The 13,880-nt window shown below is 59.1% G+C and carries 12 protein-coding genes; 4 read left to right on the top strand and 8 right to left on the bottom strand.

Annotated features, from left to right (window positions below; all coding sequences use genetic code 11):
• Window positions 1-131 precede the first annotated feature (131 nt).
• Genes V9L13_RS00830 through sdhC form a run of 4 tightly spaced genes read right to left on the bottom strand, consistent with a single transcriptional unit; the run spans window position 132 to window position 3,360 of the window.
• Complete coding sequence (locus V9L13_RS00830) at window positions 132-836, bottom strand: succinate dehydrogenase iron-sulfur subunit (RefSeq protein WP_338801182.1); 705 nt, start codon at window positions 834-836, stop codon at window positions 132-134.
• Between the two features lie 11 nt (window positions 837-847).
• A complete protein-coding gene (gene sdhA / locus V9L13_RS00825) occupies window positions 848-2,620 on the bottom strand; it encodes a succinate dehydrogenase flavoprotein subunit (RefSeq protein WP_003223001.1) in 1,773 nt (590 codons plus the stop codon).
• 3 nt (window positions 2,621-2,623) lie between these two features.
• The gene (gene sdhD, locus V9L13_RS00820; RefSeq protein WP_003222999.1) at window positions 2,624-2,992 is read right to left on the bottom strand and encodes a succinate dehydrogenase, hydrophobic membrane anchor protein; all 369 of its coding nucleotides are present in this window, start codon (window positions 2,990-2,992) and stop codon (window positions 2,624-2,626) included.
• Window positions 2,986-3,360: a succinate dehydrogenase, cytochrome b556 subunit gene (gene sdhC / locus V9L13_RS00815; protein WP_016773673.1), complete on the bottom strand. Its 375-nt coding sequence runs from the start codon at window positions 3,358-3,360 to the stop codon at window positions 2,986-2,988. The genes sdhD and sdhC overlap by 7 nt, the downstream gene beginning before the upstream one ends.
• A gap of 363 nt (window positions 3,361-3,723) precedes the next feature.
• Here sdhC and gltA point away from each other — a divergent pair, with 363 nt between their 5' ends.
• Entirely contained in the window at window positions 3,724-5,013 is a 1,290-nt protein-coding gene (gltA, locus tag V9L13_RS00810) for a citrate synthase (RefSeq protein WP_003222994.1), read from the top strand.
• A 1,007-nt stretch (window positions 5,014-6,020) separates the two neighbouring features.
• Here the strand turns inward: gltA and V9L13_RS00805 are convergent.
• The 3 genes from V9L13_RS00805 to V9L13_RS00795 all read right to left on the bottom strand — a co-directional run bounded on the left by V9L13_RS00805 (window position 6,021) and on the right by V9L13_RS00795 (window position 9,150).
• Complete coding sequence (locus tag V9L13_RS00805) at window positions 6,021-7,679, bottom strand: cation acetate symporter (protein WP_103486067.1); 1,659 nt, start codon at window positions 7,677-7,679, stop codon at window positions 6,021-6,023.
• Entirely contained in the window at window positions 7,676-7,987 is a 312-nt protein-coding gene (locus tag V9L13_RS00800; protein WP_003222991.1) for a DUF485 domain-containing protein, read from the bottom strand. Before V9L13_RS00800 ends, V9L13_RS00805 begins: the two co-directional genes overlap by 4 nt.
• Window positions 7,988-8,298: 311 nt before the next feature.
• The gene (locus tag V9L13_RS00795) at window positions 8,299-9,150 is read right to left on the bottom strand and encodes a glycine betaine ABC transporter substrate-binding protein (RefSeq protein WP_003222989.1); all 852 of its coding nucleotides are present in this window, start codon (window positions 9,148-9,150) and stop codon (window positions 8,299-8,301) included.
• 287 nt (window positions 9,151-9,437) lie between these two features.
• On the opposite strand from V9L13_RS00795, the gene V9L13_RS00790 reads away from it, so the two are divergent.
• On the top strand, window positions 9,438-11,033 hold the full coding sequence (locus V9L13_RS00790) for a beta (1-6) glucans synthase (RefSeq protein ID WP_338801180.1): 1,596 nt from the start codon (window positions 9,438-9,440) through the stop codon (window positions 11,031-11,033).
• Between the two features lie 115 nt (window positions 11,034-11,148).
• Here the strand turns inward: V9L13_RS00790 and V9L13_RS00785 are convergent, their stop codons facing one another.
• Window positions 11,149-11,517, bottom strand: a complete 369-nt coding sequence (locus V9L13_RS00785; RefSeq protein WP_338801179.1) for a hypothetical protein — start codon at window positions 11,515-11,517, stop codon at window positions 11,149-11,151.
• A 223-nt stretch (window positions 11,518-11,740) separates the two neighbouring features.
• Here V9L13_RS00785 and V9L13_RS00780 point away from each other — a divergent pair, with 223 nt between their 5' ends.
• Together V9L13_RS00780 and V9L13_RS00775 are read left to right on the top strand one after the other, a co-directional pair.
• On the top strand, window positions 11,741-13,039 hold the full coding sequence (locus V9L13_RS00780) for a hypothetical protein (RefSeq protein ID WP_003222983.1): 1,299 nt from the start codon (window positions 11,741-11,743) through the stop codon (window positions 13,037-13,039).
• Entirely contained in the window at window positions 13,032-13,820 is a 789-nt protein-coding gene (locus V9L13_RS00775; protein WP_003222981.1) for a VacJ family lipoprotein, read from the top strand. Before V9L13_RS00780 ends, V9L13_RS00775 begins: the two co-directional genes overlap by 8 nt.
• Window positions 13,821-13,880 lie beyond the last annotated feature (60 nt).

Raw genomic sequence — 13,880 nt, 5'->3', positions numbered from 1 at the left:
CCCTGCTTGTCTCATTTCTTCAAAATAAGAGCTGCAGCTTGTGGCTACTGCTCTGGTTATAGCCATGACGCGGGTTGAAGCCCGCGCCACAGCCTCTTCGTTACAGCGGTTCTACGGTTACAGCAGCTGAATCACACGCCGCTCGAAAGCAGCATGTTACGGATGTGACCGATGGCCTTAGTCGGGTTCAGGCCTTTCGGACATACGTTGACGCAGTTCATGATGCCCCGGCAGCGGAAAACGCTGAACGGGTCATCAAGCGAAGCCAGACGCTCGGACGTCTTGGTGTCACGGCTGTCTGCCAGGAAGCGGTACGCTTGCAGCAGGGCAGCTGGACCCAGGAACTTGTCCGGGTTCCACCAGAAGGACGGGCACGAGGTCGAGCAGCAGGCGCACAGGATGCACTCGTACAGACCGTCGAGCTTTTCACGCTCTTCAGGGGACTGCAGACGCTCGATGGCCGGAGCCGGCGTGTCGTTCTGCAGGTAAGGCTTAACCTTCTCGTATTGCTTGTAGAAGATGCTCATATCGACAACCAGGTCACGGATAACCGGCAAACCTGGCAGCGGACGAACGATCAACTTGTTGCCTTTTACAACGGCGGACAGCGGCGTGATGCACGCCAGACCGTTCTTGCCGTTGATGTTCATGCCGTCGGAGCCGCAGACGCCTTCACGGCAAGAGCGACGATAGGAGAAACCCTCGTCCTGCTCTTTGATCAGGGCCAGCACGTCCAGCACCATCAGGTCTTTACCACCGGTAGCGACCTGGAATTCCTGCATGAACGGCGCAGCGTCCTGATCAGGGTTGTAGCGATAAACACTGACTTGCAACATGGCGATCACCCTTAATAAGTCCGGACTTTAGGTTCGAAAGTCGGAACAGTCTTCGGCGAGAAGTTAACGGCACGCTTGGCGACGCGTTTCTCACCCGGGAAGTACAGGGTGTGGCACAGCCAGTTTTCGTCGTCACGGTCTTCGAAGTCTTCACGGGCGTGAGCGCCGCGGGACTCTTTACGTACTTCGGCCGCGATGGCGGTAGCCTCAGCCACTTCCAGCAGGTTTTGCAGCTCGAGCGCTTCGATACGTGCAGTGTTGAACGCCTGCGACTTATCGTTGATCTTCACGTTGGCGATACGCTTGCGCAGATCGGCCAGTTGAGCGATACCTTTCTGCATGTATTCGCCGGTACGGAACACACCGAAGTAGTTCTGCATGCAGCTTTGCAGCTCGCGACGCAGGGTGGCCACGTCTTCGCCATCGGTACGGCCGTTCAGCGCGTTCAGACGCGACAGGGCTGCTTCGATGTCGGACTCGGTAGCGTCGTCGTATTCGATGCCGTCGGTCAGCGCCTTCTCCAGGTGCAGGCCGGCAGCGCGGCCGAATACCACCAGGTCGAGCAGCGAGTTGCCACCCAGACGGTTGGCACCGTGCACCGATACGCAAGCCACTTCACCTACCGCGAACAGACCAGGAATGATCTGATCCACGCCTTCGGCGTTCTGGGTGATCGCCTGACCATGAATGTTGGTGGCAACGCCGCCCATCATGTAGTGGCAGGTCGGAACAACCGGAACCGGAGCAACCACCGGGTCAACGTGTGCGAAAGTCTTCGACAGTTCGCAGATGCCTGGCAGACGGCTGTGCAGCACTTCCTCGCCCAGGTGGTCGAGTTTGAGCATCACGTGGTCGCCATTCGGACCGCAACCATTGCCGGCGATGATTTCTTTAACCATCGAGCGGGCAACCACGTCACGACCAGCCAGGTCTTTCGCGTTCGGAGCATAACGCTCCATGAAACGCTCGCCGTGCTTGTTGATCAGGTAACCACCTTCACCACGGCAACCTTCGGTCACCAGTACACCGGCGCCGGCGATGCCGGTCGGGTGGAACTGCCACATTTCGATGTCTTGTACCGGCACGCCAGCACGCAGCGCCATGCCAACGCCGTCACCGGTGTTGATCAGGGCGTTGGTGGTGGAGGCGTAGATACGGCCAGCACCGCCAGTGGCCAGTACGGTAGCCTTGGCACGGATGTACGAAGTTTCGCCGGTTTCGATGCAGATCGCGATCACACCGACAAACTCGCCTTCCTGGTTTTTCACCAGGTCGACCGCGTAGTACTCGTTCAGGAACGTGGTACCGGCTTTCAGGTTGCCCTGATAAAGGGTGTGCAGCAGCGCGTGACCGGTACGGTCGGACGCTGCGCAGGTACGGGCAGCCTGGCCGCCTTTACCGTAGTCCTTGGACTGACCACCGAACGGGCGCTGGTAGATACGGCCTTGTTCGGTACGCGAGAACGGCAGACCCATGTGGTCCAGCTCGAAAACGGCAGCCGGGCCTTCCTGACACATGTATTCGATAGCGTCCTGGTCACCGATGTAGTCGGAACCCTTGACGGTATCGTACATGTGCCAGCGCCAGTCATCGTTCGGGTCAGCGGACGCGATCGCGCAGGTGATGCCGCCCTGGGCGGATACAGTGTGCGAACGGGTCGGGAAAACCTTGGTGATCACCGCAGTCTTGTGACCGCCCTGCGCCAACTGCAGCGCAGCGCGCATGCCGGCACCGCCACCACCAATAATGATGGCGTCGAAAGAAATCGTTGGAATGTTAGCCATGACTCAGATACCCCAGAGAATCTGCACACCCCAGACGAAGTAAGCGAACATCGCAACGCCGCATACTGCCTGGAAAAGGAAACGTATAGCCGTCGCGGACTTGCCGAACGCCATTGGCGTCAGGTAGTCAGTCGCGATGGTCCACATGCCGACCCAGGCGTGAGCGCCGAGAGCAACAAGGGCCAGGAGGCTGAAAATACGCATCCCGTTGTGAGCGAACAGTTCATGCCACTGGGCGTACTCGAGGCCTGGGTGGGCCACGACGTATCCGATCAGAAAGATGAAGTAAGCCGCGAGAACGACCGCCGACACACGTTGCGCCATCCAGTCATAGAGGCCCGAACGCGAGAGGTTCGTGACGTTAGTTACCATATCCAGACTCCTGCCAGAACGATTACCACCACGGAAACGGCGATAACGATTTTCGAGCCCAGCTTGCCGCCTTCCAGCGTCTCACCGATGCCCATGTCCATGATCAAATGGCGCACACCGGCAACCAGGTGATACAGCAGAGCGGACAGGATGCCCCAAATCACTAGCTTGGCTAGCGGACTGGTCAGACACGCTTTCACCTGACCGAAGCCTTCCTCGGAGCTCAGCGACTTGTCCAATGCGTAAAGCATGATGGCAAGGCACACAAAGAGGATGACACCGGAGATACGGTGAAGAATGGACGTGTAAGCAGTGACTGGGAGTTTGATGGTCCTTAGGTCTAGGTTTACAGGTCGTTGGCTTTTCACGGCTTTTTTTTCACACTGAAGAGCCCCTAACAATCAGGGCAAAGTTGTTGGGGAGTGCACTGGTCAGGTAACCACCACCCAGGGATGCGACCCCCAATGAAAGCAAGCCCAAAAGCCCTTGGCGGTCGGTGGCCGAGTATAGACAGTTAGGCTACTAATGACAACGCAATCACCTACCCCCAATAGCTGATTGCACAAGTCGCATAAAAGGCGTAAATGGCAGTCAATTTCGAGGAAAAAGTGCGCTTAAAGCCTTCTGGAGCAAGACTTTAGGCAAATTGACATTCGAATTTATCTCACTATAGTGGTGCGGGCCCTGCGTGGGGGGTCTGTCTGATGGTTCAAGCATAAATAGGAGGCCACATGGCTGACAAAAAAGCGCAGTTGATCATCGAGGGCGCAGCCCCCGTCGAGCTGCCCATTTTAACCGGCACCGTTGGTCCCGATGTAATCGATGTTCGGGGCCTGACGGCCACGGGCCGCTTCACTTTCGACCCGGGTTTCATGTCGACCGCTTCGTGCGAATCGAAGATCACCTATATCGACGGCGACAACGGCATTCTGTTGCACCGCGGCTACCCGATCGAACAGCTGGCTGAAAAGTCGGACTACCTGGAAACCTGCTACCTGCTGCTCAACGGCGAACTGCCGACCGCAGAACAGAAGGCCCAGTTCGTCAGCACCGTGAAAAACCACACCATGGTTCACGAGCAGCTGAAAACCTTCTTCAACGGCTTCCGTCGCGACGCCCACCCGATGGCCGTCATGTGCGGCGTAGTCGGCGCCCTCTCGGCCTTCTACCACGACTCCCTGGACATCAATAACCCGCAGCATCGCGAAATCTCCGCGATCCGTCTGGTTGCCAAGATGCCGACCCTGGCAGCGATGGTTTACAAGTACTCCATGGGCCAACCCATGATGTACCCGCGCAACGACCTGACGTACGCGGAAAACTTCCTGCACATGATGTTCAACACCCCGTGCGAGATCAAACCGATCAGCCCGGTACTCGCCAAGGCCATGGACCGGATCTTCATCCTCCATGCCGACCACGAGCAGAACGCATCGACCTCCACCGTGCGTCTGGCAGGCTCCTCGGGTGCCAACCCGTTCGCCTGTATCGCCGCCGGTATCGCCGCACTGTGGGGCCCTGCCCACGGCGGTGCGAACGAAGCCGTATTGACCATGCTTGACGAGATTGGCGATGTGTCCAACATCGACAAGTTCATCGCCAAGGCCAAGGACAAGAACGATCCGTTCAAGCTGATGGGCTTCGGTCACCGGGTTTACAAGAACCGCGACCCTCGCGCGACTGTGATGAAGCAGACCTGCGACGAAGTGCTGAAAGAACTGGGCATCAACAACGATCCGCAACTCGAACTGGCCATGCGCCTGGAAGAGATCGCGCTGACCGACCCGTACTTCATCGAGCGCTCGCTGTACCCGAACGTCGACTTCTACTCGGGGATCATCCTCAAGGCGATCGGCATTCCAACCAGCATGTTTACCGTGATCTTCGCTCTGGCCCGTACCGTCGGCTGGATCTCGCACTGGAAAGAAATGCTCTCCAGCCCGTACAAGATTGGCCGTCCGCGCCAGTTGTATACTGGCTACGAGTCGCGTGATATCACCAAGCTGGAAGACCGTAAATAAGACCTGTCTTGCGATAACGTCTTGAAGTTGGATCGGGAACGGCCTCTTATATAGAGGCCGTTTTTGTTTGTTTGTTGGGGTTTTGGGGTTTTGGGTGTATATCCGTTGCTGCGGTAACGGCCTCCTATGGTTTCGCTCTTACAGCGAGTCACCTTTTCCAAACGCCGAAAAGGTAACCCAAAAGGCTTTGCCCCGGCGTACGGCACTTCGCTTAGGCTCAGTGTTCCCTCGCTACGGTGTCCATCCGGGGGCATCGCCTCCGGTTTGCTTCGCTGCACCTCCTCTCGATGGATGCGGCTTCGCCGCATGGCGCTACGCGCCTACCCCCTGATGGACACCTTCGCTCGGCCTGCCGAAGGGGCCTGAAGATCAAAAGCCACATCAAAAGCCAAAGCCAAAGCAGATCAAAAGATCACAGCCTTCGGCAGTTCCTACATGGGATTGGGTGTATTCAGTTGGAGATTGGTCGGCTGACAGGCCGCCTTCGCGAGCAAGCCCGCTCCCACAGTTGGGCCGGGTGCATTCAGTTAGAGATCGGTCGGCTCGTAGGCCGCCATCGCCAGCAGGTACAGTTCAGATTGCGTGCTGCCCCCTGCGGCGAAGCCGCCCCACTCAACACAATGAGCGTTAGCTCGAGTAAAGCTTTTGATCTCAGGGCCCGTCGGCAGGCTGAGTGGAGGGGTTTATCCGGGGGTGGGAGCGCAGCGACCGTTTGGCGCAGCCAAACACAGCGAGAGGAGGTGCAGCGAAGCAAACCGTAGGCGCTGCCCCCCGGATGAATCCCGCAGCGAAGGAACCCGAGCCCAGGCGAGGGCCGAACGTCAGGGCACAGACCTTTTGGTTACTTTTGGGGCGTTTGCCAAAAGTGACCCGCCGTAAGGGCGGAACCCTAAGCCGCCGTGACCGCAGCAATGGATATGCACCCAATTCCAGCCCGATAACCGCCCACAAAAAAAATGCCCCGATCTCTCAACCAGGGCATTTCACTCAAAACATCTAATCAGCGATCAGTGCGAAACCGCCCCACTCGCCCCCAACCCCGTCTGCGAACGCACAAACTGCGGGAAGAACAGCGCCCGCTCGTTCTCGGCCGCAGCCGACTTGTCGGTGATCGAGAAGAACCAGATCCCGATGAACGCGATCACCATCGAGAACAGCGCCGGATACTCGTACGGGAAGATCGCCTTCTCGTGATGCAGAATCTGCACCCAGATGGTCGGGCCAAGGATCATCAGCCCCACCGCACTCACCAGCCCCAACCAGCCGCCAATCATCGCGCCGCGGGTGGTCAGCTTCTTCCAGTACATCGAAAGCAACAGCACCGGGAAGTTGCAGCTCGCCGCGATGGAGAACGCCAGGCCGACCATGAACGCAATGTTCTGGCTTTCGAACAGGATGCCCAGACCAATCGCCAGCACACCCAATGCGATGGTGGTGATCTTCGACACGCGAATCTCATCCTTGTCGTTGGCCTTGCCCTTCTTGATCACGCTGGCATACAGGTCGTGCGACACCGCCGAAGCACCGGCCAGGGTCAGACCCGCCACCACCGCCAGAATAGTCGCGAACGCCACCGCCGAGATGAAGCCGAGGAAGATGCTGCCGCCCACTGCGTCAGCCAGGTGCACCGCCGCCATGTTGTTGCCGCCGAGCAGAGCGCCCGCCGCATCCTTGAAGTCAGGATTGGTGCTGACCAGCAGAATCGCGCCGAAGCCGATGATGAAGGTCAGGATGTAGAAGTAGCCAATGAAACCGGTGGCATACAGCACGCTCTTGCGGGCTTCTTTGGCGTCACTCACGGTGAAGAAGCGCATCAGGATGTGCGGCAGACCAGCGGTACCGAACATCAGGGCCAGGCCCAAGGAGAACGCCGAAATCGGATCTTTCACCAGACCGCCCGGGCTCATGATCGCTTCACCTTTCGGGTGAACCTTGATTGCCTCGGAAAACAGTGTGTTGAAGTCGAAGTTGACGTGTTTCATCACCATCAGCGCCATGAACGAGGCACCGGACAGCAACAGCACAGCCTTGATGATCTGCACCCAGGTGGTCGCCAGCATGCCGCCGAACAGCACGTACATGCACATCAGGATACCGACCAGAATTACCGCGACGTAGTAGTCGAGACCGAACAGCAGCTGGATCAGCTTGCCGGCACCGACCATTTGCGCGATCAGGTAGAACGCTACCACCACCAGCGAACCGCAGGCAGACAGGGTACGGATCTGGGTTTGCCCGAGGCGGTAGGACGCCACGTCGGCAAAGGTGTATTTGCCCAGGTTACGCAGACGCTCGGCGATCAGGAACAGAATGATCGGCCAGCCCACCAGAAAGCCGATCGAGTAGATCAGGCCGTCGTAGCCGGAGGTGAACACCAGCGCGGAAATCCCCAGGAAGGACGCCGCCGACATGTAGTCACCGGCAATCGCCAGACCGTTCTGGAAACCAGTGATCTTGCCGCCCGCCGCATAGTAGTCGGCGGCCGACTTGTTGCGCTTGGAGGCCCAGTAGGTGATGCACAGGGTCGCACCGACGAACACCACGAACATGGCGATGGCGGAAACGTTGAGCGGTTGTTTGTGGACTTCGCCGGTCAAGGCGTCAGCGGCCCAGACGGCCGGAGCGAACGCTGCGATGCTCAAAAGAGCCAGTAGACGCCGGATCATTGCTGAGCCTCCTTGAGAATCGCATTGTTCAGGTCGTCAAACTCGCCGTTGGCGCGCCGTACGTAGATCGCGGTCAGGATGAAGGCCGAGACAATCAGGCCGACACCGATCGGAATACCCCAGGTAATCGAAGACCCGGGACTGAGTTTCGCCCCGAGCACTTGCGGCCCGTACGCGATCAGCAGAATGAATGCGGAGTAAAGCCCGAGCATGATTGCCGAGAGAATCCAGGCGAATCGTTCCCTTTTTCTCACCAGCTCCTTGAAGCGCGGGCTGTTTTGAATCGAGAGGTAAATGCTGTCGTTCATTGTTTTTATCCTCGCAGCACAGATTATTGTTGGAACGTATCCACTGTATGCGGCTGCGGAACGGGTTCCAGACGACCTTAGTATTAGAACGACATGACGTTTTCGCCAATTTTCGGACGGTAATTAGCCGAAAGAGTTGGAAAGAGGCGTTGAAAGAGCCGTAAACCCTGCAAGACGGGACTTGTCGCTGGAAACAAATGTGGGAGCGAGCTTGCTCGCGAAGGCGTCGTGTCAGCCAACATTTCTGTCAACTGTTACACCGCTTTCGCGAGCAAGCTCGCTCCCACAGGGGTCAGGCGTTGTTGGTACTTTTATTTGGTCCAGTCAGCCACGCGATCCGGGTGCTTGGCGACCCAATCCTTGGCCGCCGCTTCTGGCTTGGCGCCGTCCTGGATGGCCAGCATGACTTCGCCGATCTCGTCTTTCGACGCCCACTGGAAGTTTTTCAGGAACTTGGCGACTTCAGGCGCTTTGGCATCCAGCTCTTTGCTGCCGATGCTGTTCACGGTTTCAGCCGCGCCGTACACGCCTTTCGGGTCGTCGAGGAAGCGCAGTTTCCACTTGGCGAACATCCAGTGCGGCACCCAACCGGTGACCGCAATCGATTCGTTCTTTTTCTCGGCGCGGGTCAGCTCGGCAATCATGCCGGCGCCGGAACTGGCCTTGAGCGTATATTTGTCCAGGCCGTAATCCTTGATCGCCTGATCGGTTTTGAGCATTACGCCTGAACCGGCGTCGATGCCGACGATGCGGTTCTTGAAGCTGTCATCGGTCTTGAGGTCTTCGATCGATTTCGCTTTGACGTACTCCGGCACGATCAGGCCGATTTTCGCATCCTTGAAGTTCGGGCCGTAATCCACGACCAGATCCTTGTTCTTCGCCCAGTATTCGCCGTGGGTGACCGGCAGCCAGGCCGAAAGCATCGCATCGAGTTTGCCGGTGGCCACGCCCTGCCACATGATCCCGGTGGCGACGGCTTGCAACTTCACGTCGTAGCCGAGTTTCTGCTTGATCACCTCGGCCGCCACATGGGTGGTCGCGACGCTGTCGGACCAGCCGTCAACGTAACCGATGTTCAGGGTCTGTTTTTCAGCGCTGGCGAATGTGGAACTCATCGCAAGCACCAGAGCGGCACCTGCGCCTAAAAGTCGTCGCATCTTCATCGTTTACTTCCCCGAAATGCTGCGCCCAACGGATGCCGGGCATCGTCAACGTATTGTTATGGTGCACAGCGCCCCCATCACGCCTGACCGCAAACTCGCTTGAACGCCAGTGGAGTGCTGACGCTTTCGATCATCGGCCTGACGCCCGCAGCGACCTGCTCTGTCAGCGACCTCAATACACCGAGAAACGACATCAGAAGGCCATTAATCGCCTCCGAATAAATGGCGCCAGACAATCCGCCCGAACTTTGCATGGACAAATCATGCAGGCCACCAACCGCTGAAAAATGCAGGTAACATGCGTCGCTTTGCAGCCACTCGGCCTGACCATGTCCGCGACTTCCCGCTTTCCCTTTCTTCCTTACCTCTTCGCCTGCCTGCTCGGCCTGTTTGCCCTCGGTGGCTTCTGGTACGGCCTCGGCAAACCGGTGATCCTGCCGGACGCCGCGACCCCGACGCACAAGTTGCAATGCGCCTCCTACACGCCGTTCGACAAGGATCAGTCGCCGTTCGACGTACCGTTCAAACTGCGCCCGGAGCGCATGGACGCCGACCTCGCCCTGCTGGCGACGCGTTTTCAATGCATCCGCACCTACTCGATGACCGGCCTCGAAGCGCTGCCGGAACTGGCGCGCAAACACGGTTTGAAGCTGATGATCGGCGCCTGGGTCAACAGCAACCCGGTGGACACCGAAAAAGAGGTCGACCAGTTGATCGCCTCGGCCAACGCCAACGCGGATGTGGTCAGCGCGGTGATCGTCGGCAACGAAGCCTTGCTGCGCAAGGAAGTCACCGGCGCGCAACTGGCCAGACTGATCAACAAGGTCAAAAGCCAGGTCAAGCAACCGGTGACCTACGCCGATGTCTGGGAGTTCTGGCTCAAGCACCCGGAAGTCGCGCCGGCGGTGGACTTCCTGACCATTCACTTGCTGCCGTACTGGGAAGATGATCCGTCGAACATCGACGTCGCCCTGCAACATGTGGCGGATGTGCGTCAGGTGTTCGGCAACAAGTTCGCGCCCAAGGACGTGATGATCGGCGAGACCGGCTGGCCCAGCGAAGGTCGCCAGCGCGAGACCGCCCTGCCGAGCCGGGTCAACGAGGCCAAGTTCATTCGTGGCTTTGTCGCGATGGCCGAGAAGGAAGGCTGGCATTACAACCTGATCGAGGCGTTCGACCAGCCATGGAAGCGTGGCAGCGAAGGTGCGGTGGGCGGCTATTGGGGCCTGTTCGATGCCGATCGCCAGGACAAGGGCGTGCTCGCCGGACCAGTGACCAACGTGCCGTACTGGAAGGAATGGCTGGGGGTTGGCGGGCTGATCTTCCTCGGCACGCTGCTGCTCGGCGGCCGGGTGCGCACCACCCGATCGGCGTTGATCCTGCCGCTGCTCGGTGCGCTGGCCGCCTGCTCGATCGGCGCCTGGGGTGATCTGGCGCGAGTGACCACGCGGTTTGCCAGCGAATGGCTGTGGGTCGGTTTGCTGACGGTATTGAATCTGTTAGTGCTGGCCCATGCTGCGTTGAGCCTGAGCGCCCGCCAAGGCTGGCGTGAACGCGTCTTCAATCGGCTCGAGCGCCGTGCCGGCTGGCTGGTGGCGCTGGCAGGTTTCGCGGCGGCGGTGATGATGCTGGAGATGGTCTTCGACGCACGTTATCGCAGCTTTGCCAGCATGGCGTTCATCTTGCCGGCGCTGGTTTACGTGTGCCGGCCGGTCAGCGTGCCGCGTCGGGAAATCGCCCTGCTGACCTTTATCATCGGCGCCGGCATTGCGCCGCAGTTGTATGAAGAAGGATTGTTGAATCAGCAGGCATGGGGCTGGGCGTTGGTCAGCGGGTTGCTGGTGGCGGCACTTTGGCGCTGCCTGCGGGTTCGCAAGGGCTGATCTCCAGAGGCCAGTCTTGCCCCTTCGCGAGCAAGCCCGCTCCCACATTTAATCGAGTTCCTTCAGTTGGAATGCAATCAAATGTGGGAGCGGGCTTGCTCGCGAAGGCTGACTATCAGGCGCTACGGGATTCCCGGACCAACCGCAACCCGGCAATCACCACCGCAAATACCGCGAAAGTCGTGTTGTACAACGCCAGCGCCGGCAACCCGAACACCAGCGCCAGCACCGCCAGCCACCACCCTGCCCGCCCGGGCAGCACAAAACCCAGCAGCGCCGCACCCAGCGCGGTCCAGCCCAATACCTTGAAGTGGATCATCAGCCCCAGGTTCGAACGTACCGAGCATTCCCAACGGCTCGCTTCATCGACGCAGATGCCAACCCACCGACCGTCCTCCATAAAGCCATAACGCGCGCCATAACTGGCGGCCAGCCACAGCGGCAACAGAACGAGCAACAGCATCACGGGCAAGCGGCGGGACATGAATCTCTCCAATCAACGAAATCGGCGGCCAGCTTAATCGCACTTGTACCGTTGGCAAGTACTAACAACTGTTAACTGGTCATCCGCGCCTTGCAAAGTGTATCGTCCAGCTACTATTACTCCGAATTCTGCCTGTTTGGTGCCGAGGCATGGCACTTTGGCGCAACCCCGGTGGTCATAGCCTGCGAACTTCATTCGGCACCTTCCTTTAAGGGATCCAGTCATGCTCCGTTCCTTGCGCTTCGCCGCGCTTTTCTGCGGCCTTATTCTGAGTGCGTCCGCACTGGCGGTGGATATCGATGCCGCCGGTTATGGCTATCCCCTGACCAACCCGTTCGAGGCGACCATCGCCACGACGCCACCGGACCTGCGCCCGGAATTGCCGTCGGACGACGAGATCAACCAGTCCGACCACAGCATTACCCTGCGCCCGGAACGGGCATTCATTCTCCCGGACAATTTCTGGGCAGTGAAAAAACTCACGTACCGCATCGCCGAACAGGACAAACCGGCGCCGCTGATCTTCCTGATTGCCGGCACCGGCGCGCGCTATGACAGCGCGATCAACGAATACCTGAAGAAGCTCTATTACAAGGCCGGCTACCACGTCGTGCAGTTGTCGTCGCCGACCAGCTTCGACTTCATCAGCGCCGCCTCACGCTTCGCCACCCCGGGCATCACCAAGGAAGACGCCGAAGACATGTACCGGGTGATGCAAGCCGTGCGCGCGCAACATCCGAAATTGCCGGTCACCGAGTACTACCTCAGCGGCTACAGCCTCGGTGCGCTGGATGCAGCGTTCGTCGCGCACCTGGACGAAACCCGGCGCAGCTTCAATTTCAAGAAAGTCCTGCTGCTCAACCCGCCGGTCAACCTCTATACCTCGATCACCAACCTCGACAAGCTGGTGCAGACCGAGGTGAAAGGCATCAACAACAGCACCACCTTCTATGAACTGGTGCTGAACAAGCTGACCCGCTACTTCCAGCAGAAAGGCTACATCGACCTCAACGACGCCCTGCTCTACGACTTCCAGCAGTCAAAACAGCATCTGACCAACGAACAGATGGCGATGCTGATCGGCACCTCGTTCCGTTTCTCGGCGGCCGACATTGCCTTCACTTCCGACCTGATCAACCGTCGCGGCCTGATCACCCCGCCGAAATTCCCGATCACCGAAGGCACCAGCCTCACGCCATTCCTCAAGCGTGCGCTGCAATGCGACTTCGACTGCTACCTGACCGAACAGGTAATCCCGATGTGGCGTGCGCGCACCGACGGCGGCAGCCTGTTGCAACTGATCGACCAGGTCAGCCTGTACGCGCTCAAGGATTACCTGCACGACAGCCCGAAAATCGCCGTCATGCATAACGCCGACGATGTGATCCTCGGCCCCGGCGACCTCGGTTTCCTGCGCAAGACCTTCGGCGATCGCCTGACCGTTTATCCTTACGGCGGCCATTGCGGCAACCTTAACTACCGCGTCAACAGCGACGCCATGCTGGAGTTCTTCCGTGGCTAAATATCTCCTGCTGATTGCAGCGCTCCTCAGTGCAGGCGTGGCCCAGGCCGACAACAGCAAAGCCAACGCGCCAGTGGTGGTCGACAACGACGGCTTCAAGGAACCGCTGTCCAAACTCAAATTCAACCCGGGTCTGGACCAGCGTGAATTCGAACGCTCGACGCTTAACGCGCTCAACGTTTACGACCCGCTGGAGTCGTGGAACCGCCGCGTCTACCACTTCAACTACCGCTTCGACCAATGGGTGTTCCTGCCAGTGGTCGACGGTTATCGCTATGTGACGCCAAGCTTCCTGCGTACCGGGGTGAGCAACTTCTTCAACAACCTCGGCGACGTGCCGAACCTGGTCAACAGCCTGCTGCAGTTCAAGGGCAAGCGCTCGATGGAAACCACGGCGCGGCTGCTGCTCAACACCACCATCGGCGTCGCCGGTCTGTGGGACCCGGCCACCGCCATGGGCCTGCCGCGCCAGAGCGAAGACTTCGGTCAGACCCTGGGCTTCTACGGCGTACCGGGCGGCGCCTACTTCGTGTTGCCGATCCTCGGCCCGTCGAACATCCGCGACACCGCCGGCCTGGCCGTCGACTACACCGCCGAATCGGCGATCAACTACCTGAACGTGTCGAAAGTCAGCGAAAACCACCCGGAAATCTGGGCCCTGCGCGCGGTCGACAAGCGCTACCAGACCAACTTCCGCTACGGCCAGATGAACTCGCCGTTCGAGTACGAGAAAGTCCGTTACGTGTACACCGAGTCGCGCAAGTTGCAGATTGCCGAGTAACCCCTTCCAACCGCTGGCAAGCATCGGCCCCGCCGAGCTTGTCAGCGCGTCTTCACGCCC

It is taken from the genome of Pseudomonas sp. RSB 5.4, from assembly GCF_037126175.1.
Classification (GTDB): domain Bacteria; phylum Pseudomonadota; class Gammaproteobacteria; order Pseudomonadales; family Pseudomonadaceae; genus Aquipseudomonas; species Aquipseudomonas fluorescens_H.
The sequence above is the reverse complement of the archived record's forward strand: the minus strand, read 5'-3'. Positions and strand labels throughout refer to the sequence as shown.